The sequence below is a fragment of the Sphingomonas sp. genome (assembly GCF_035714405.1).
GTDB lineage: Bacteria > Pseudomonadota > Alphaproteobacteria > Sphingomonadales > Sphingomonadaceae > Sphingomonas.
In genome coordinates this window covers 1-17981 of record NZ_DASTMA010000006.1, presented here as the reverse complement: position 1 = coordinate 17981, position 17981 = coordinate 1, and the positions used below count along the sequence as shown (strand labels likewise).

The window sequence follows — 17981 nt, the reverse complement described above, 5'->3', positions numbered from 1 at the left end:
AACCCTCCCCGGTCAGCGATGCCCTCGTGTATCAGATCGATTGCAGAAGCGTATGCCTTTCCGGCACCACGAAGAAGCGCGCACCGTCGCGCCGTACGATCAGCACCGTCTCGCCCGCTGCGATGATGTCGGCGTCGTCATGAGGTTCGACGAGGACGACATGCGCCTGACCGTGGCGGTCGACGACCTTGACGCGTGCGGGCGCCCCCCGGCGGGCGGCGCCTTCCAGCACCGTGCCGCGCTGGCGCAGCAGGTCGTCGGTCGAGATGACGCTGGTTTCGAAACGCGGCAGGATGCGCGCCAGCGCATTCGCGGCGAGCGTGTTGAGTGCCCCACCCGCCAGCAGTGCTCCCCCGACGGCGCCGGGCCAGGGTAGCGGCGCCCCCTGGAGGCTCTCCGCGATCTGCTGGATCGCAGTGCCCGCCACCGTGAAGCAGCCTAGCAGCGAGGTGAGCCAGATCAGGATCGGCAGTTCGCGACCCAGGCCCAGCCAGTCGAGCACGCCGCCATGCCCGTCGGCGCCCATGTCCGCGTCGAGATCGAGGTGCCCGAGGCCGAGCCCGATCGACTCGATCAGGCCGATACCGATCATCACGGCAAAGGCGATCGCGAAGGGCAGATAGGCGGGGGTCAGGAACTGCGCGAACATCCGCCATTGCCTATCATGCGACGGCGCCGATGTCAGGCCGAGCTGGCAGGCGGGCGCGACGAGGGTGGCTCGAGCAGCGGCAGTGTCGGGCCCTTCGGTTTAGCGTCGCCGAAATTGGAGACGGTGACCCCGACCAGCCGGATACCCGCCGCCGCCGGAAGCACCGCGCGGATCAGCTCCAGGCTCGCTGCGTACAGCTCGTCGCGTGTGGTCACGGCGGCAGGGCGGCTGCGGCTGCGGGTGATCTGGCGGAAGTCGCCGTATTTGACCTTCACGGTGACGGTGCGGCCGAACGCCTGGGCCCGCTCGCACCAGGTCCACACGTCCTCCGCCATGCGCAGCACGCCCGCCTCGATCTCATTGGCATCGGTGAGGTCGCGGTCGAAGGTCGTCTCCGATCCCGATGACTTGCGCGCGCAGTTGGGGTTGACCGGCCGTTCGTCGTGCCCGCGCGCGATCGCGTGATACCAGCCGGCGGCGCTGCCGAAATGCGCTTCCAGAAAGGCGAGCGGCTTGGCGCGCAGGTCGGCCCCGGTCTCGATCCCCAGTCGCTTCATCTTCGCGGCGGTGACCGGCCCGACGCCATGGAAGCGCGACACCGGCAGCGCCTGGACCCAGTCCGGCCCCATCGCCGGGGTTACCGCGAACTGGCCGTTGGGCTTGCGTTGATCGGAGGCGAGCTTGGCCAGGAATTTGTTGTACGAGATGCCTGCGGACGCGGTGAGCCCGGTCTCGGTCAGGATGCGCGCGCGGATCTCCTTGGCGGTCGCCCAAGCGGTCGCCAGCGCGCGCCGGTCGGCGGTCACATCCAGATAGGCTTCGTCGAGCGACAGCGGCTGGATGAGATCGGTATAGTCGGCGAAGATCGCATGGATCTGCCGCGACACCGCCTTGTAGACATCGAAGCGCGGGCGGACGAACACCAGCTCGGGGCAACGTCGTAGCGCCGTAACCGACGGCAGCGCCGAGCGGACGCCGGCAGCGCGCGCCTCATAGCTCGCCGCCGCCACCACCCCGCGAGCGGCCGGTGAGCCGACCGCGACCGGGCGACCGCGCAACGTCGGATCGTCGCGCTGCTCCACCGACGCATAGAACGCGTCCATGTCGACATGGATGATCTTCCTGGGCGCCCCGGGGTCCATGCGCGGTGCTATAGGCCATCCGGAACGGAGCACGAACAGGGAAGTGCCGATCGCGACAATCTGCGACACAAAGTCGCTGGACTGAACTGGCGTTTGCGGGCCAATCACCTGCCATGCGCCGTCTAGCCGCCTCCTTGAGCCTGATCGCGATCGCCGGCTGCACCGTCGGGCCAGTCTATCGCCCGCGAGTCGCGGCGGAACTGGGGGTGCCGGACGCCTATTCCCTTCCCGCCGGTCGGACGCCGGAGGATCTGACCCGCTGGTGGCAACGCTTCGGCGATCCCGACCTGGCGCGCCTGGTCGAGCAGGCGCGTGCCGCCAATCTCGACCTTGCCCAAGCCGTCGGTCGCCTGCGGCAGGCACGCGAGGCGCTGCTGCAGAGCCGGTCGCAGCTGCTGCCCAACGTCAGCGGCTCGGGGGGCTACAGCCGCTCGCAGCCGATCGTCGGCGGCGGTAGCACCATCATCCTCCCGGACGGCACCGTCTCGACCGTCGGCGGCGGCGGGCGCGACAGCTTCAGCCTGGGCCTCGACGCGCAATATCAGGTCGGGCTGTTCGGGGAGGTGCGCCGCACGGTGGAGGCGAGCCGGGCGGAGCAGGACGCCGCGCGCTTCGACTATGCCGCCGTGCTCGTCTCCGTCACCGGCGAGGTCGCGCGCAACTATGTCCTCGCGCGCGGCCTGCAGGCGCAGATCGCCAATGCGCGCTCCAGTCTGGCGCTGCAGGACGACAATCTGGAGATCGCGGGCTTCCGGGTCCGCGCCGGCCTCGTCTCCTCGCTCGATGTCGAACAGGCGCGTAGCCAGCGCGCGCAGACCGCGGCCACCATCCCGCAGCTGCAGCAGCAGTTCGACGCAGCCGTCGCGCGGCTGGGGGTGCTGACCGGACAGGCACCCGGCACCCTCCGGCCCGAACTCGCGGCGGCGCGCCCGATCCCCGGCGCGCCCGCCGTCGGCGCCGGCATTCCGGCCGACGTGCTGCGCCAGCGTCCCGACGTCCGCGCCGCCGAGCGCACGCTCGCGGCCGCCACCGCGCGGATTGGGGTAGCGAGGGCGCAGCTTTACCCGGCGCTGGCGATCAGCGGCAGCATCGACAGCAACGCCGTCTCGCTGACCGGATTGGTGGACACGATCACCGGCAGCCTGTTCGCCGGTCTGACCAAGGCGATCTTCAACGGCGGCCGGTTGCGCAGTCAGGTGCGCGGCGCCGAGGCCGCCGCCGACACCGCTTTGGCCGCCTATAAGAGCACCGTCCTGGCCGCGCTGGAGGATGTCGAGAACGCGCTGGCCGCGCTGCGCGCCGCCCAGGAGCGACAGCGCCAGTTCGGCATCGCGCTGGAGGCGGCGCGCAACTCCGCGATCCTCAGCCGCACGCTCTACCGCAGTGGCCTCACCGACTTCACTACGCTCAACCAGCAGGAATTGGCGCTGCTCTCCGCCCAGAACGGACTGACCCAGGCGCGCGCCGATCAGGCGACCGCGCTGGTGTCGCTCTATGCGGCGCTCGGCGGCGGCTGGGACGAGGCGACACTGCCCGACGGGCGACCCACTTCCGCAACCCCGAACCCCGCAAACACAGGCGCGCGCTGATGGCCGACCAGAACCTCGACGACTTCCTCGGCCAGAAGCCCGCCTCGCTTTGGCGCCGTTATGTCAAATGGGGCCTGGTCGCGATCGGCATCGTGCTGCTCCTGCTGCTCGCCAACCGCCTGCTCTTCGCCGGCGAAGCGGAGCAGCAATATTCGACCGCTGCCGTCGCGCGCGGCGACCTGACCGTCACCGTCTCGGCGACCGGCAAGCTGGCGCCGACCAACCAGGTGACGGTCGGCTCGCAGCTGTCGGGGCTTGTCACGCGCGTCGTCGTTGACGTCAACGACCGCGTCACCGCCGGTCAGCCGCTGGCGCTGATCGATCCGCAACAGATTGAGGACCAGATCCGCGCCGGCGAGGCGCAGATCGCCGCCAACCAGGCGCAGGTCGCCCAGGCCCAGGCGACGGTGGCGCAGGCGCGCGCACAGCTCGGCAGGCTGGAGGAGGTGTTTCGCCTCTCCGGCGGCCGTGTCCCGTCGCGCACCGAACTCGACACGGGTCGCGCCGAGGCCAACCGCGCCAATGCGGGCCTCCGCGCCGCGCAGGCACAGGTCGTCGCCGCGCGCGCGGCCTTGGCGCAGACCCAAACGCAGCGCGCCCGCGCCATCGTCCGCAGCCCCGTCACCGGCGTGGTGCTCGCGCGCCAGGTCGATCCCGGCCAGACCGTCGCCGCGTCGTTCAACACGCCGACGCTGTTCGTGATCGCCGAGGATCTCACCGCGATGAAGCTGGAGGTCGCGATCGACGAGGCCGATGTCGGCGCCGTGCAGCCCGGCCAAAAGGCGAGCTTCACCGTCGACGCCTTTCCGGGCAAGACCTTCCCGGCGTTGATTGCCCGCGTCGATCTCGGCTCCAACCTGACCGTCAGCGCCGCGTCGGCGAGCACCGCGACGCCGTCCGCGACCGGGCAGGTGGTCAGCTACGCCGCCGACCTGACCGTTGCCAACCCGACCCGCCAGCTCCGCCCGGGTATGACCGCCACCGCCGACATCGTCACCAGCGACAAGAAGAACGTCCTGCTCGTCCCCAACGCCGCGCTGCGCTTCAGGCCCGCGGCGGCGGGCGCCGGGCAGGGCGGCGGCATCGCCGGCTCGCTCACCTTCCGCCCCAACCGCAACCGGCCGGAGCGCACCGCGACGGCCGGCCGCGGCGCGACGCAGACGGTCTACGTCAAGGGCGCGGACGGCAAGCCGCAGCCGGTGCAGATCCAGACCGGCGACAGCGACGGCAGCATGACCGAGGTGCTGGGTGGCGGCCTGCGGCCGGGGCAGCAGGTCATCACCGGCGCGCTCGCCGGCGGCGAGTCTGCGAGCGGCGGCGGACGGCGGAGTGGCGGCGCGGGCGGTGCAAGCGGCCAGCGGCGGCAGGGGGGTGGCGGTGCTTAAGCCCCTCTCCCCTGCAGGGAGAGGGTAGGTGGAATCCCTCATCCAGCTGCGCGACGTCACCAAGGTCTATGGCTCGGGCCCGACCACCTTCCAGGCGCTGAAGGGCGTCGATCTCGACATCCAGGCGGGCGATTTCGTCGCGGTGATGGGCCCATCGGGTTCGGGCAAGTCGACGACGATGAACATCCTCGGCTGCCTCGACGTGCCCAGTGCCGGCACCTTCCTGTTCAAGGGCCACCCGGTGCAGACGCTCGATCGCAATCAGCGCGCGCTGCTGCGGCGACGCTACCTCGGCTTCGTCTTTCAGGGCTTCAATCTGCTCAGCCGCACCAGCGCGCTCGAGAATGTCGAGCTGCCGTTGCTCTATCGCGGCGACGAGAAGCGGGCGCGGCGCGAGACCGCGATGGCGGCTCTCGACAAGGTCGGCCTCGCACCGTGGCACAAGAACACGCCCGCCGAGCTCTCCGGCGGCCAGCAGCAGCGCGTCGCCATCGCCCGCGCGATCGTCACCAACCCCGACGTGCTGCTCGCCGACGAGCCGACCGGCAACCTCGACTCCGAGCGCTCGGTGGAGATCATGGAGCTGCTCACCGACCTCAACCGGACCAGCAACATCACCGTGCTGATGGTCACTCACGAACCCGACATGGCCGCGTTCGCCAGGACCGTGATCCACTTCAAGGACGGGCTGGTGGAGCGGGTGGAGACGGGCCACCGGCAGGGTACGAGGGTGGAGCAGTCCCCCTCCCGCTTGCGGGAGGGGCTAGGGGAGGGGATGTCCCCCTCCCTCCACGGACAATCCCTTCCCCAACCCCTCCCGCAAGCGGGAGTGGAGAAGTCGGGCGTTCTCCCGCAAGCGGGCGTGGAGTAGATGCTCGGCACCACGCTCTTCCTCGCGCTGCGCTCGATCGCGCGACACAAGCTCCGCTCGTTCCTCACCATACTCGGCATCATCATCGGTGTCGGCGCGGTGGTGACGATGGTAACGCTGGGCAAGGCGACGACGGCGGCCGTCCAGCAGAACATCTCCGCGCTCGGCTCCAACGTGCTCCAGGTCCGTCCCGGCCAGGGCTTCGGGCGCGGTGGCGGCGGGCCGCAGCCGCCGCCCTTCGAGATGGAGGATGTGGACCAGGTCGCGCGCCAGGTCGCGGGCGTCACCGCCGTCGCACCGCAGGCGAGCTCGGCCGCCACCGCGATCTATGAAGGCTCGAACTGGTCCACCCAGATCAACGGCACGACCAGCGCCTTCCTGACCGTGCAGCCCTGGCCGCTCACCGCCGGCCGCTATTGGCTGCCGGCGGAGGAGGCGGCGGGCAAGGCGGTGTGCCTGATCGGCAATACCGTCCGCCAGAACCTGTTCAGGGGCGGGGAAGCCGTGGGCAAGCGGATGCGGATCGGCGCGATCAGCTGCGACGTCATCGGCACACTGTCGACGCGCGGGCAGGGCGGGTTCGGCGACCAGGACGATGTCGTCGTCATGCCGATCAAGGCGGTGCAGCGCCGTTTCACCGGCAACCGCGACATCCGCCTGATGCTGGTCGGCATCGACCCCAGTTATTCCTCAACCGCAATCCAGGCTGCCATCTCCGGCGTCCTGCGCGAGCGCCGTCGCATCCAGCCGGGCCGGGACGACGATTTCAACATCTTCGACACCGCGCAGATCAGGGACACGCTGAGCTCGACGACGATGCTGCTCACCCGCATCGTCGCCGCGGTCGCCGCGATTAGCCTGGTGGTCGGCGGCATCGGCATCATGAACATCATGCTGGTGTCGGTGACCGAGCGCACACGCGAGATCGGCATCCGCCTGGCGATCGGCGCGGTCGCGCGCGAGGTGCTGTTGCAGTTCCTGGTGGAGGCGGTGGCGCTGTCGTGCCTGGGCGGCCTGATCGGACTGGTCGTCGCACAGCTCGTCATCCTGGTGCTGACGCCGCTGATGCAGGTGCCGTTCGTCTTTGACCCCTTCATCAACGTCGTCGCCTTTGCGATCTCGGCTGTGATCGGAGTGGTGTTCGGCTATTTCCCGGCGCGCCGCGCGGCGGGGCTCAATCCCATCGATGCGCTACGGCATGAATAGGACGTAGCGCGGCAGTCCGGCTACGTCCCGCTGACTCGCGCAAGCCCGGCCGGCGGGCGCGTAGCGGCCGTTGGACAACGCGGCCGTGCCGCGGCGGGTGTAGGATTATTCCCCGGTCCGCCGCGCCGTCGCCCGCGTGATCGCCTCCTTGGAGTGCACCAGCGCGCGCAGCCGCTCGAGGTCAGCGGGCGTGTCGACGTCGATCAGCTCGGCCGGCGCGGTGACGACGTGGCGGCCGGCGCGGACGAGGTCGCGCGCGCCCATCGCGCCTTCCAGCGATAGCAGGAAATCGAACCGCTCGCGGCCGAACAGCGCCGGGGGCTTGGGATCATAGCCGTCCGAGGAGGCGACCACGGAGGCCAAATCGGTGCTGGCGTCGAACAGCCGGTAAATGTGCGCCGCCGTCACCCGCGGCATGTCGGCGAGCGCGACCAGCACCGCATAAGCGCCGCGCTCCTTAGCGCAGGTCACCCCAACGCGCAGCGACGAGGCCATACCCTGTGCCGCGTGCGCGTTACGGATCACGCGATAGCCATGATCCGCGTAATTCAGCCGGCAGCTGTCGACCACCGCGACCCGCTCCTGGAACGGCATGTCCTCCAGCGCGACCGCGACGTGGAGCCCGAGCGGCTTGCCCAGGAACAGCTCGTCCAGCTTGTCCTCGTCCCCGAACCGCTGCGACTGGCCGGCGGCGAGCAGCACCAGGATCGTCTTTTCAAGCGCGATCATGCCAGGCTCCTACCATTGCGGCCGCAATCGAAAGCGCGATCTCCGACGGCCCGATCGCGCCGATATCGAGCCCGACCGGCGCGTCGATGCGGTCGAGATCGCCCGGGCCGACACCCGCCGCCGCCAAGCGTTCGCGTCGCGCCGCATGGCTCTTGCGACTGCCGAGCGCGCCGACATAAGCGGCTGGGCTGGCCAGCGCCGCGATCAGCGCGGGATCGTCAATCTTGATATCGTGGCTCAGGGTCACGACTGCGCTCGCCGGCCCCGGCCGGTACGCCGCGATCGCCTCGTCGGGCCAGCGATCGTCAAGCGCCACGCCGGGGAAGCGCTCAGGCGTGAGGAAGCGCGCGCGGGGGTCGATCACCACCGTCTCCACCGCCAGCGTCGCCGCCAGCGCGCTCAGCGCCTGCGCGATCTGTACCGCGCCGACGATCAGCAGCCGGCGCGGTGGGTCGTAGCGGTTGACGAAAATCTCGCCGGTCTCGAGCGGCCGCTGGCTGCTGTGGCCGTTCGCCAGGTCGGTATGCACCGTCAGCGACTGCCCCTCCGCTCGCGCCGCGGCGATCCGGTCGAACAGTTCGGGGTCGAAGCCCACGGCGGAGACCGGCTGCACCATCACGGCGATCTCGCCGCCGCAGGGCAGCCCCACTTCCCACGCGTCCGCGTCCGCCACGCCGTAACGCTTCACCACCGACGGCGCGCCTTCGATCACGTCGGCGGCGGTGTGAAGGATGTCGTTCTCGACGCACCCGCCTGACACCGATCCCTCGAACCGCCCGTCGCCATGCACGAGCATGTGCGACCCCCGCGGCCGCGGCGCCGAGCCCCAGGTGGAAACCACCGTGGCGAGCGCCAGCGGCGCCCCCTTCCAGGCGAGGGCTGCGGCGAGGACAGAATCGTTTTCGGCCATGTTCCCCCCGGTCATGCTGAACTCGTTTCAGCATCCATGCGCAAAAACAGCCTGCGCCCGACGCAGATGATCGCGCATGTACCCTGAAACAAGTTCAGGGTGACGGAACGCCTAAAGCTCCGGCAACCCCGCCAGCAGCTTGTCCGGCGTGATCGGCAGGTCGTACACCCGGACCCCGCAGGCATTGTACACCGCATTGACCACCGCCGCGCCCGCGCCGGAGATGCCCAACTCGCCGACGCCCTTGGCGCCGACCGGGTTGGCGTGGTCGTCCACCTCCTCGATGAAGCGCACTTCGATCGCCGGCACGTCCGCCGAGGTCGCGACATGGTACTCGCCGAAATCCGGCGTGACGAAGCGGCCGTCGCGGGGGTCGACCACCGCGTGCTCGGTGAGCGCATAGGCGATCCCCCACACCATGCCGCCGACGATCTGACTGCGCGCGGTCTTCTCGTTGAGCACGCGGCCGATGTCGAACACGCCGACCATGCGGCGCACGCGCACCTCGCCGGTGACCGCGTTGACCGCGACTTCCGCGAACTGCGCGCCGTGGCTCGCCTGGCTGGTGCGCTTGCTTTCCGCACCCGGTCCGGTCTTGCCATGCGCGACGATCGGCTCGCCGCGTGTCAGCTCCGCCAGCGTCGCCTCGCGTCCCCCTGCGCGAACACACCCGTCCTTCATCTCCAGCTCGTCGGGCGCGGCGTTCATCCGGCGGCCGAGCTCGACCAGGATATCCTCGCACGCGAGCACCACCGCCGATCCCGCGCTGCCCGCGCCAAACGATCCGCCAGAGCCTGCCGAGGGCGGCAGGTCGGTGTCGCCCAGCCGCACCTCGACGCGGTCGACCGGCAAGCCGAGCATCTCGCCCGCGACCTGCGCCAGGATCGTATAGGTGCCGGTGCCGATGTCGGTCATGTCGCATCCGACCGTCGCGCGCCCGTCCGGCTCCAGCCGCACGCGCGCCTCCGCCTTGACCGTGAAGTTGCCGCGCAGCGACGCCGCCATGCCGATGCCGATCAGCCAGTCGCCCTCGCGGACGGACGCGGGTGCCGGCACCGTGTCGGGCCAACCGAACCGCCGCGCCGCCTCGTCGTAACACTCGACCATCCGCCGGGTGGAGAAGGGCTTGCCCGACAGCGGATCGACGTCGGGCTCGTTGCGCCGCCGGAGTTCGACCGGGTCGATCCCCAGCCGCTCTGCCAGCTCGTCCATCGCGCCCTCGACCGCGAAACTGCCCACCGCTTCGCCCGGCGCGCGTACCGCGCCCGTCGCGGGAAGATCGAGCCGCACCAGATCGGTCCGGAAATGCCGCACCGCGCCGCGATACAGCGGCAACGTCCCGAACGGCACCGGCTCCAGAAAGCCGCCATCGTCGTTCTGCGCCGCGACGCTCTCATGCGCGATCGCTTCGATCCGGCCTTGTGCGTCCGCGCCTAGGCGCAGGCGCTGCACGGTCGCCGAGCGGTGGTGCACCAGATAGGCCGACTGCGCGCGCGGCAGCGACACTTTGACGGGCCGCCCGATCTTCTCCGCGGCGATCGCCGCCAAGATCACTTCTGGTCCCACGCCGGTCTTGCCGCCGAAGCCGCCGCCGACGAACGGCGCCAGTACGCGCACCCGGGACGCGTCGATGCCCAACGCCTTGGCGATCGTGGCCTTGGCCGCGCCGATCACCTGGTTGCTGGACCTCACCGTGAGTCGATTGCCCTCCCACCAGACGGTGGAGGCGTGCGGCTCGAGTGCTGCGGGAAAGTGGATGGGGGTGCGATAGGTCCGGTCGATCGTCACCATGCTGGCCGCTAGCGCGGCGTCGAGATCGCCCTTGGCGATGGTCGGCAGAAAGCCGACTCCGTGATCGGATTGCGGCGTCTCGGCATCCGCGTCGAACCGCCCCGGTGTCGCCTCGACCAGCACCCGCACCAGCCGCGCCGCCTCGCGCGCGACCTCCGCCGTCTCCGCCACGACCGCCGCGACCGGCTGTCCGAGATGGTAGATGCGATCGCCACCCTGTGCCGACAGTCTCTGAGAGTTGGACCCGCCCGCCGGCATCCGCGTATCGCCGTGGACCACCGCCAGCACACCCGGCAGCGCCTCCGCGGCGGCTGTGTCGATCCCGGTCACTCGCCCGCTGCCGACCGGCGTGCCGACGACGGATAGGTATGCCGTGCCCGCCGGTGCCTCTTCGGATGCGTAGGTCGCCGCTCCGGTTACCTTTGGCGGCCCGTCCACGCGGTCGAGCGGCTTGCCCAACACCCCTTGTCCGGAGCGATCGAGCGCCGCCGGGCGATACGGTGCGTCCATCATCAGCTCGGCCATCGGTGTTCCTTCTGAACTTCTCCCCCAGCGGGGGGGAGGGGGGACCGCCGCGCCCTTGCGCGGTGGTGGAGGGGTAGGCCACCGCGAGCGTGCGGTCCGAGGAGAGCTACCCCTCCGTCACGCGCCAGCGCGCGCCACCTCCCCCGCCGGGAGAGGAGTGCAAACTCACGCATCCGTCAGCTCGCGCAAGGTCGCGATCAGCACGCGCCTGGCGAGCGGAATCTTGAAGTCGTTGTCACCATGCCCTCCCGCCTGGCCAAGCAGTACGTCCGCCGCCTGTGCGAACAGCGCGTCGGACGGTGCTTGGCCCACCAGCACGGCCTCCGCCGCCGGATCACGCCACGGCACCGTGCCGAGCCCGCCGAACGCCAGTGCCGCATGGGTGATGCGGCCGCCCTCGACCTTCACCACGCCCGCGACCGAGACCAGCGCGAATGCATAGGACGCGCGGTCGCGAACCTTGCGGTAAGTCTGACGTGAGCCGGCAGGGGCGGGCAACTCGGTCGCCACGATCAGCTCGCCCGGCTCCAGCATCGTCTCGACCTGCGGCGTCTCGCCCGGCAGCCGGTGCAACTGCGCTAAGGGCAGCCGCCGCTCGCCGCCTCGCCCGAGCGTCACCACGGTCGCATCCAACGCCAGCATCGCCACTGCCATGTCGCTGGGATGCGTGGCGATACAGTGTTCGGAGCCGCCGAGTACCGCATGGATGCGGTTGTACCCACCCATCGCCGCGCAGCCGCTGCCCGGCTCGCGCTTGTTGCAGGGCGTGGCGGTGTCGTAGAAGTAATAGCACCGCGTCCGCTGCAGCAGGTTGCCCGCTGCGGTCGCTTTGTTGCGCAGCTGCCCGCTCGCGCCGGCCAGCAGCGCGCGGCTCAGCACCGGATAGCGCGCGATGACCAGCGGGTGCGCGGCCAGATCGCTGTTCGGCACCAGCGCCCCGATCCGCAGCCCTCCGTCCGGCAGTTCCTCGACTTGGGCCAGATGGAGCCGGCTGATGTCGACCAACGTCTCCGGCGCCTCGACGCCCGCCTTCATCAGGTCGATCAGGTTAGTCCCACCGGCGATGAACCGTCCGTCGACCTTTACTGCGTCCGCGACCGTTTGGGCGCGCACATAGGCAAAGCTCTTCATGCCGCCACTTCGCTGATCGCGTCGACGATGTTGGGATAAGCCGCGCACCGGCACAGATTGCCGCTCATCCGCTCGGCGATCTCCGCGCGATCCAGCGTCGGCGCGCTCAGGTCCGCGCTCGCATGGCTTGGCCACCCCTTCGCCGCCTCGTCGAGCATCCCCACGGCCGAACAGATCTGCCCCGGCGTGCAATAGCCGCACTGATACCCGTCATGCGCCACGAACGCGCGCTGCAAGGGATGCAGCGCCGCCGTCGTGCCCAGCCCCTCGATCGTGACAATCGCGTCGTCGGTATGCATCACCGCCAGGCATAGGCAGCTGTTCACCCGTCGCCCCTCGATCAGCACGGTGCACGCCCCGCACTGGCCGTGGTCGCAGCCCTTCTTGGTCCCGGTCAGGCCCAGATGCTCGCGCAGCAGGTCGAGCAGGGTCGTGCGGATATCGGGCTCGGCCGCATGCCGTTGCCCGTTGATCGTCCACTCCATGCCGCTATCCTCAGGCGTAATGCGTTTCGCCTTGCCACTTGTCGCCGCGCTTGCCTTGGTGGTCAATGGCGGGGCATCGCTGCCCATCGTGGAAAACCCCCCGGAACGCCCGATCGTCATCGCCCATCGCGGCGCCAGCGGGGAGCGGCCAGAGCATACGCTCGCTGCCTATGACCTCGCGATCGACCAGGGCGCGGACTTCATCGAACCCGATCTGGTGCCGACCAAGGACGACGTGCTGGTCGCCCGCCACGAGAACGAGATCGGCGGCACCACCGACGTCGCCGCGCATCCGGAGTTCGCCGCCCGTCGCGCGACCAGGACCATCGACGGCGAGCAGGTTACCGGCTGGTTCACCGAGGACTTTACCCTCGCCGAGCTGAAGACCTTGCGCGCCCGCGAGCGCCTGCCGCGGCTTCGCCCCGGCAACATCGCCCATGACGGCCACTACGAAATCCCGACGCTCGCCGAGATCATCGCGCTCGCCAAGCGCCGCTCCGCCGAGACCGGCCGCACCATCGGCATCTACCCCGAAACCAAGCACCCGACCTATTTCGCCGGCATCGGCCACCCCACCGACGCGCGCCTCGTCGCCGAGCTCCATGCCGCGGGTTGGGACAGCGCCGCCGCCCCGGTCTTCATCCAGTCCTTCGAGGTCGACAACCTCCGCCGCCTCGGGACGATAACGCACATCCGCCTGATCCAGCTGCTGGCAGGCAGCGGCGCCCCCGCCGACGGTGCGCAACCCAGCTACGCCGCCATGACCACGCCCGACGGGCTGAAGGCGGTGGCCCGCTATGCCCATGGCATCGGCCCCGACAAGGCGATGCTGTGGACCGGCAACACGCCCAGCGCGCTGGCGGCGGACGCGCATCGGGCGGGGCTCAAGGTCCACCCCTGGACCTACCGCGCCGAGGAGCCCTTCCTGCCGGCGCCCTATAAGGGCAGGGCGGGGCGCGCCGGCGTCCGCGCCGAAATCCGCGCCGCGCTGGACCAGAAAATCGACGGCTTTTTCACGGATTTTCCTGTAGATGGCGTCCAAGTCCGCGATGGAGCCCCGTGATGCGTACACTCGCCCTTCTCCTCTTGCCCCTCGCCGCCACCGGCTGCGTCAGCACCGCCGCCGCGATCGTCAAAGCGCCGTTCCAGGTCGCCGGCAAGGCGGTCGACTGGACCACGACCAGCCAGTCCGAGGCCGACCGCAACTATGGCAAGAAGATGCGCCAGGCCGAGGAACGCGAGGGCAAGGAGCGCCGCGCCTGGGCCAGACGCTGCGACGGCCATCCGGAGCGCGAAGGCTGCGACCGCTACGAGGGCTTTGTGGCGTCCGAGGTGCGGTAAGCCGCTCGACTCAGGCCATCTTCCCCGGCGAAGGCCGGGATCCAGGCTCGGCTGCTGAGTTGGTGAGGGCTGTCCTCTCCAATCCATTCCGTGGCGACTGGGCCCGGCCTTCCCCGGGGAGGAGACAAACCGGGCGACGCCTTAACTCAGAACCACCACATCACCGTCGCAGGGAACGGTGTCCACCAGCCCACCCGCACTCCCGCATGCGCCAGCGCGGCACCGGTCCAGGCGTTGCACGTCCGCACCGCGCTGTAGCGGCCCGTGCCATCGTAGAAGGCATCGTAGCCGTAATAGCCGCGGTACGACCGCGCGCCCGGCGCCACGGTCGCTGCGATGTATCCGGCCAGGCGGCGATACTGCTCGGGCGTGACGACGATCGCACGCACGTCACCGGTGCTGCTCGGGCGCGGCACATGGTCGACATGGACCAGCGTCTGTGCGCTGCCGAGCGCAGCCGCCAGCACGGTCGCGAGCTTCACGTCGGCCCAGGTCGGCGTCTCGAGGTAAAAGGCGCGCTCGCCCCAGCCGAACGAGAGGTGATCGTGCCGAGCGTAGCGCGGATCGGCCAGATGCTCGGGCCTTGCAAGCCATCGCCAGTCCACCCCCGCCGCTACCTTGGGCACAACGATGCCGGTATGGACGCCGTTCGACTCCACCCAGATCGTCACGCCCTGGGCGGGCGCCTGCCAGTCGCGATTGACCGGCACCGCCCCGCCGATCATCCCGGCCCCGCCATAGGCCAGCACCAGCCCGACCAGCGCCAGCAAGGCGCGGCGGGCAACCAGGGCGGCGAGGCGGACGTTTAAGCGCATCGATGGACGATGCTAGGGGAAGAGCATGACCGAGGAAACGCACATGCTCGCTTCGCCGCCCGCTGGCGCCGCCGCCGACTGGACGATCCCGCAGGGGTGGGAGAACTACACGGCGGAGGAGCACTCAACCTGGGACACGCTGTTCGCGCGCCAGACCAGGCTCTTGCCCGGCCGCGCGTCGGACGCCTATCTTCGCGGGCTCGAGGCGCTGAGGCTGTCCGAGTCCGGCATCCCCAACTTCGAGGAACTGTCCGAACGGCTGATGAAGCTCACCGGCTGGCAGGTCATCGCGGTGCCGGGCCTTGTTCCCGACGATGTGTTCTTTGACCACATGGCCAACCGCCGCTTCGTCGCGGGCAATTTCATCCGCCGTCCCGATCAGCTCGACTATCTGCAGGAGCCCGACGTCTTCCACGACGTCTTCGGCCATGTGCCGATGCTCGCCGATCCGGTGTTCGCCGACTATCTGGAGGCGTACGGCAAGGGCGGCCAGCGCGCGATGCAGCACGACGCGCTCAAATATTTGGGACGCCTCTATTGGTACACGGTCGAGTTCGGGCTGATCGCCGATCCGGATGGCCTGCGCATCTATGGCTCCGGCATCGTCTCCAGCTTCGCCGAAAGCAAGTTCGCGCTCGACGATCCGTCACCGCATCGCATCGCCTTCGACCTGCCGCGGGTGATGCGCACCGAATACCGGATCGATGACTTCCAGCAGAATTACTTCGTCGTCCCGAGCTTCGACGAGCTGCTCCGCCTCACCGTCGAGACCGATTTCGCGCCGCTCTATGAGCAGCTCAAGGCGCAACCCGACGTGTCGGTCGCCGAACTCCTGCCCGACGACCGCGTCATCACACAGGGTACGCAGGAGTATGCGAGCGGGAAATCGTCAACCCGGCCTTGAGCCGGGCCGACGCTGCCTTGTTCGCCGCCTGACGAGGGGGATCTCGGGTCAAGCTCGGGATGACGAAATTCAAAGGTCCAGCGCCCACCCGTCGCGACCTTTCGGATCGAACGGCCTGTCAGGCACATATCGCGTTGCGCCTGCCGCCAGCTTCAACACCGTCCAGTCGCCGCGCTGGTCCGTCTCCACCGGCGAGCACCCGCACGCCGCATAGGCGGCGATCACCTGCTCGGCTTGCGTGTCCAGCAGCCCCGCCAGGATCAGCACCGCCCCCGGCGCCGCGATCGCGGCCAATTCGGGCGCCATCGACACCAGCGGCCCGGCGAGCACGTTCGCAATGACGAGGTCGAACGGCGCGCGCGTGGTGATCGTGTCGTGCAGCGCGCCGTCCGCAACCACCCAGTCGATCCGCTCGACGCCGTTCACCGCCGCGTTCGTGTGCGCCACCTCTACCGCCGCCACGTCGACGTCCGTCGCCATCACCGCCGCGTCCGGCCACAGCTCGCGCGCGGCAAAGGCGAGCAGGCCGGTGCCGGTGCCGATATCGATCGCGTGCGCGACCGGCCGGTCCGCCATGCGGTCGAGCATCGCGAGGCACCCGGCCGTCGTCGCATGGTGCCCCGTCCCGAACGCGCGTCCGGCGTCGATCAGGAACGTGCGACCACCCGGGACCGCATCGGCGGGGTGCGCGGCGGTATGCACCACGAAGCGTCCTTCGCGGATCGGCTCCAGCCCCGCCTGGCTCAGTGTCACCCAATCCTCGTCGGCCAGTGCGCGCACCAGCGGCTCGACTCCCGTTGCACTCGGCGCCAGGGCGCGCAGCCGCGCGATCAGGTCGGCGTCCGGCTCCGCTTCGATATAGGCGTCGAGCCGCCAGCGTTCGCGGTCGTCCTCCACCTCTTCGGTGGTCATCAGCACGATGTCGTCGATCTCGCCCGCGTCGATCGCCTCCGCCTCCGCGCGCGTGCAGGGCAGGGTGACACGCCAGCTCCCGCCGGCGGAGGCCGGCCCTCCTTCAGCGGACATAGCTCGCGCCGTTCACGTCCAGCACCGCGCCGGTCATCGAAGCGGGTGCATCGAGCGCCAGGAAGCGCACCACGCCGGCCACCTCCGCCGGGTCGGCGACGCGCCCCAGCGGGATGTCGGCGAGCAGCTTGTCGCCGCCCCGGCTCGCCAGATAATCGTCGGCCATCCCGGTCATCGTGAAACCGGGGCACACTGCGAACGCCAGCACCCCCTCGCGCGCGTAGGCCCGCGCGATCGTCTTGGTCATCGCCACCATTCCCGCCTTGGACGCGGCATAATGCCAATGCGCTGGCGAGTCGCCACGGTACGCGGCGCGGCTCGCGACGTTGACCAGCCGGCCCCCTCCGTTGTCGTGCCAGTGCAGCACCGCCAGCCGGCTCAGCTCGGCGGACGCGGTGAGATTGATCCGCATCGTCCGCTCCCACCCCGCAACCCAGGCCTCATGGTCGCGGTCGAGCGGGTTGTCCTCGAACACGCCCGCGTTATTGACCAGCACGTCGATCCGCCCGCCCGCCTGTTCCAGCGCTTCGGCCCATAGCCGCTGCGGCGCCGCGGGATCGGCGAGGTCCGCCGCGATGCCTGAGCGCGTGCCGTGGCCGAGAACGGTGGCACCGGCGCCGGTAAGGACATCGAAGCACGCCGCGCCGATGCCGCGGGTCGAGCCGGTGAGAAGGATGGTGGTCATGACACCCTGTTAGTCCGCGGCACGGGCAGCATCCACCCCGGCCTTCGCCACCGGTGATGCTGTTCCGGGGATCACCCCACCTTGGCCAGGAACCCGTCGGCTGCGGTCTTCAGCGAACCCAGCTCGTCATCGACATCGCCCAGTCCATGCCCCAGCTGATCGATTTCGCACGCCACCGCCTCGGTATCCTCGCGGATTGCAGCGACGGTGCCGGACATGGAATCGGCGGCCAGCGCGGTCTCGTCGACGGCGGCGGTAATGGCGGTGACGGTCTGTGCCTGCGCCTCCATCGCATAGCGGATGCGCTCGGCCGATTCCTGCACCTCGGCGACGGTTGCCTTGATGGACGCGTTGGTGTCGACCGTGGAGCGGGTCGCCGACTGGATCGCCGCGATCTTGGCGGCGATGTCGTCGGTCGCGCGCGCGGTCTGGCTGGCGAGCGACTTCACCTCCTGCGCCACCACCGCGAAGCCGCGGCCCGCGTCGCCCGCCCGCGCCGCCTCGATCGTCGCGTTCAGCGCCAGGAGGTTGGTCTGGCCCGCGATGTCGCGGATCAGGCCCAGGATGCTCTCGATCGACTTGGCATGATCGGACAGCGTCTCGCTCATCCCCACCGCGAGGCCCGCCTGCGCGCTGGCACGCGTCGCGATCTCGGCTGCCGCCTCCACCTCGGTGCGCGCATCCTCGATCGCCCGGATCAGCCCCGCCGCGGTCTGCGCCGCCTCGCGCATCGCCACCGCCGACTGCTCCGCCGCCGCCGCAACCTCCGAAGCCTTGCCCAGGACGCCGCGTGCCGA

17 protein-coding genes and 1 pseudogene are annotated in these 17981 nt (G+C 69.9%); 7 read left to right on the top strand and 11 right to left on the bottom strand.

All coding sequences use genetic code 11. The features are described 5' to 3' along the window. Positions 1–31 precede the first annotated feature (31 nt). Together VFQ64_RS01210 and dinB are read right to left on the bottom strand one after the other, a co-directional pair. The gene (locus VFQ64_RS01210; protein ID WP_325101476.1) at positions 32–649 is read right to left on the bottom strand and encodes an OB-fold-containig protein; all 618 of its coding nucleotides are present in this window, start codon (positions 647–649) and stop codon (positions 32–34) included. 32 nt (positions 650–681) lie between these two features. After that, positions 682–1791 carry a DNA polymerase IV gene (gene dinB, locus VFQ64_RS01205; RefSeq protein WP_325101475.1) on the bottom strand — a complete coding sequence of 370 codons (1110 nt, stop codon included), beginning with the start codon at positions 1789–1791 and terminating at the stop codon, positions 682–684. 113 nt (positions 1792–1904) lie between these two features. Here dinB and VFQ64_RS01200 point away from each other — a divergent pair, with 113 nt between their 5' ends. From VFQ64_RS01200 to VFQ64_RS01185, 4 genes and pseudogenes are all read left to right on the top strand, one after another. Continuing rightward, positions 1905–3380 carry an efflux transporter outer membrane subunit gene (locus VFQ64_RS01200; RefSeq protein ID WP_325101474.1) on the top strand — a complete coding sequence of 492 codons (1476 nt, stop codon included), beginning with the start codon at positions 1905–1907 and terminating at the stop codon, positions 3378–3380. Next, positions 3380–4765 carry an efflux RND transporter periplasmic adaptor subunit gene (locus VFQ64_RS01195; protein ID WP_325101473.1) on the top strand — a complete coding sequence of 462 codons (1386 nt, stop codon included), beginning with the start codon at positions 3380–3382 and terminating at the stop codon, positions 4763–4765. The genes VFQ64_RS01200 and VFQ64_RS01195 overlap by 1 nt, the downstream gene beginning before the upstream one ends. Positions 4766–4793: 28 nt before the next feature. Continuing rightward, positions 4794–5477 (top strand): annotated as a pseudogene (locus tag VFQ64_RS01190) (ABC transporter ATP-binding protein); the annotation flags it as partial. A 159-nt stretch (positions 5478–5636) separates the two neighbouring features. Further along, complete coding sequence (locus VFQ64_RS01185; protein WP_325101472.1) at positions 5637–6842, top strand: ABC transporter permease; 1206 nt, start codon at positions 5637–5639, stop codon at positions 6840–6842. A 105-nt stretch (positions 6843–6947) separates the two neighbouring features. On the opposite strand, the gene VFQ64_RS01180 is transcribed toward VFQ64_RS01185, so the two are convergent. The 5 genes from VFQ64_RS01180 to VFQ64_RS01160 form a co-directional block, all read right to left on the bottom strand. Next, the gene (locus VFQ64_RS01180; RefSeq protein WP_325101471.1) at positions 6948–7571 is read right to left on the bottom strand and encodes a nucleotidyltransferase family protein; all 624 of its coding nucleotides are present in this window, start codon (positions 7569–7571) and stop codon (positions 6948–6950) included. Continuing rightward, a complete protein-coding gene (locus VFQ64_RS01175; protein ID WP_325101662.1) occupies positions 7558–8481 on the bottom strand; it encodes an XdhC family protein in 924 nt (307 codons plus the stop codon). Before VFQ64_RS01175 ends, VFQ64_RS01180 begins: the two co-directional genes overlap by 14 nt. A 111-nt stretch (positions 8482–8592) precedes the next feature. Then, positions 8593–10797: a xanthine dehydrogenase family protein molybdopterin-binding subunit gene (locus VFQ64_RS01170; RefSeq protein WP_325101470.1), complete on the bottom strand. Its 2205-nt coding sequence runs from the start codon at positions 10795–10797 to the stop codon at positions 8593–8595. Between the two features lie 165 nt (positions 10798–10962). Beyond that, positions 10963–11928, bottom strand: a complete 966-nt coding sequence (locus tag VFQ64_RS01165; RefSeq protein WP_325101469.1) for a xanthine dehydrogenase family protein subunit M — start codon at positions 11926–11928, stop codon at positions 10963–10965. Then, complete coding sequence (locus VFQ64_RS01160) at positions 11925–12413, bottom strand: 2Fe-2S iron-sulfur cluster-binding protein (protein WP_325101468.1); 489 nt, start codon at positions 12411–12413, stop codon at positions 11925–11927. Before VFQ64_RS01160 ends, VFQ64_RS01165 begins: the two co-directional genes overlap by 4 nt. Positions 12414–12432: 19 nt before the next feature. Between VFQ64_RS01160 and VFQ64_RS01155 the strand changes: the two genes are divergently transcribed. Beyond that, positions 12433–13476: a glycerophosphodiester phosphodiesterase gene (locus tag VFQ64_RS01155; RefSeq protein ID WP_325101467.1), complete on the top strand. Its 1044-nt coding sequence runs from the start codon at positions 12433–12435 to the stop codon at positions 13474–13476. Next, positions 13476–13754 carry a hypothetical protein gene (locus VFQ64_RS01150; RefSeq protein WP_325101466.1) on the top strand — a complete coding sequence of 93 codons (279 nt, stop codon included), beginning with the start codon at positions 13476–13478 and terminating at the stop codon, positions 13752–13754. Before VFQ64_RS01155 ends, VFQ64_RS01150 begins: the two co-directional genes overlap by 1 nt. Before the next feature lie 146 nt (positions 13755–13900). Here VFQ64_RS01150 and VFQ64_RS01145 read toward each other — a convergent pair whose 3' ends face one another. Beyond that, on the bottom strand, positions 13901–14569 hold the full coding sequence (locus VFQ64_RS01145; protein WP_325101465.1) for a TIGR02117 family protein: 669 nt from the start codon (positions 14567–14569) through the stop codon (positions 13901–13903). A gap of 25 nt (positions 14570–14594) precedes the next feature. Between VFQ64_RS01145 and phhA the strand changes: the two genes are divergently transcribed. After that, positions 14595–15473: a phenylalanine 4-monooxygenase gene (phhA, locus tag VFQ64_RS01140; RefSeq protein ID WP_325101464.1), complete on the top strand. Its 879-nt coding sequence runs from the start codon at positions 14595–14597 to the stop codon at positions 15471–15473. Between the two features lie 69 nt (positions 15474–15542). Here the strand turns inward: phhA and VFQ64_RS01135 are convergent, their stop codons facing one another. The 3 genes from VFQ64_RS01135 to VFQ64_RS01125 all read right to left on the bottom strand — a co-directional run. Beyond that, positions 15543–16499, bottom strand: coding sequence for a 50S ribosomal protein L11 methyltransferase (locus tag VFQ64_RS01135; RefSeq protein ID WP_325101463.1), 957 nt, complete (start codon positions 16497–16499; stop codon positions 15543–15545). After that, a complete protein-coding gene (locus VFQ64_RS01130; protein WP_325101462.1) occupies positions 16489–17184 on the bottom strand; it encodes an SDR family oxidoreductase in 696 nt (231 codons plus the stop codon). The genes VFQ64_RS01135 and VFQ64_RS01130 overlap by 11 nt, the downstream gene beginning before the upstream one ends. Positions 17185–17255: 71 nt before the next feature. Further along, positions 17256–17981 (bottom strand): methyl-accepting chemotaxis protein (locus VFQ64_RS01125; RefSeq protein WP_325101461.1); only part of this gene is annotated, 726 nt, incomplete at its 5' end.

What these genes read in the sequence shown, in the direction of transcription:
- VFQ64_RS01210 (WP_325101476.1), bottom strand. Translation starts at nt 649, where the DNA reads ATGTTCGCGCAGTTCCTGACCCCCGCCTATCTGCCCTTCGCGATCGCC.
- dinB (WP_325101475.1), bottom strand. Translation starts at nt 1,791, where the DNA reads ATGGACCCCGGGGCGCCCAGGAAGATCATCCATGTCGACATGGACGCG.
- VFQ64_RS01200 (WP_325101474.1), top strand. Translation starts at nt 1,905, where the DNA reads ATGCGCCGTCTAGCCGCCTCCTTGAGCCTGATCGCGATCGCCGGCTGC.
- VFQ64_RS01195 (WP_325101473.1), top strand. Translation starts at nt 3,380, where the DNA reads ATGGCCGACCAGAACCTCGACGACTTCCTCGGCCAGAAGCCCGCCTCG.
- VFQ64_RS01185 (WP_325101472.1), top strand. Translation starts at nt 5,637, where the DNA reads ATGCTCGGCACCACGCTCTTCCTCGCGCTGCGCTCGATCGCGCGACAC.
- VFQ64_RS01180 (WP_325101471.1), bottom strand. Translation starts at nt 7,571, where the DNA reads ATGATCGCGCTTGAAAAGACGATCCTGGTGCTGCTCGCCGCCGGCCAG.
- VFQ64_RS01175 (WP_325101662.1), bottom strand. Translation starts at nt 8,481, where the DNA reads ATGGCCGAAAACGATTCTGTCCTCGCCGCAGCCCTCGCCTGGAAGGGG.
- VFQ64_RS01170 (WP_325101470.1), bottom strand. Translation starts at nt 10,797, where the DNA reads ATGGCCGAGCTGATGATGGACGCACCGTATCGCCCGGCGGCGCTCGAT.
- VFQ64_RS01165 (WP_325101469.1), bottom strand. Translation starts at nt 11,928, where the DNA reads ATGAAGAGCTTTGCCTATGTGCGCGCCCAAACGGTCGCGGACGCAGTA.
- VFQ64_RS01160 (WP_325101468.1), bottom strand. Translation starts at nt 12,413, where the DNA reads ATGGAGTGGACGATCAACGGGCAACGGCATGCGGCCGAGCCCGATATC.
- VFQ64_RS01155 (WP_325101467.1), top strand. Translation starts at nt 12,433, where the DNA reads ATGCGTTTCGCCTTGCCACTTGTCGCCGCGCTTGCCTTGGTGGTCAAT.
- VFQ64_RS01150 (WP_325101466.1), top strand. Translation starts at nt 13,476, where the DNA reads ATGCGTACACTCGCCCTTCTCCTCTTGCCCCTCGCCGCCACCGGCTGC.
- VFQ64_RS01145 (WP_325101465.1), bottom strand. Translation starts at nt 14,569, where the DNA reads ATGCGCTTAAACGTCCGCCTCGCCGCCCTGGTTGCCCGCCGCGCCTTG.
- phhA (WP_325101464.1), top strand. Translation starts at nt 14,595, where the DNA reads ATGACCGAGGAAACGCACATGCTCGCTTCGCCGCCCGCTGGCGCCGCC.
- VFQ64_RS01135 (WP_325101463.1), bottom strand. Translation starts at nt 16,499, where the DNA reads ATGTCCGCTGAAGGAGGGCCGGCCTCCGCCGGCGGGAGCTGGCGTGTC.
- VFQ64_RS01130 (WP_325101462.1), bottom strand. Translation starts at nt 17,184, where the DNA reads ATGACCACCATCCTTCTCACCGGCTCGACCCGCGGCATCGGCGCGGCG.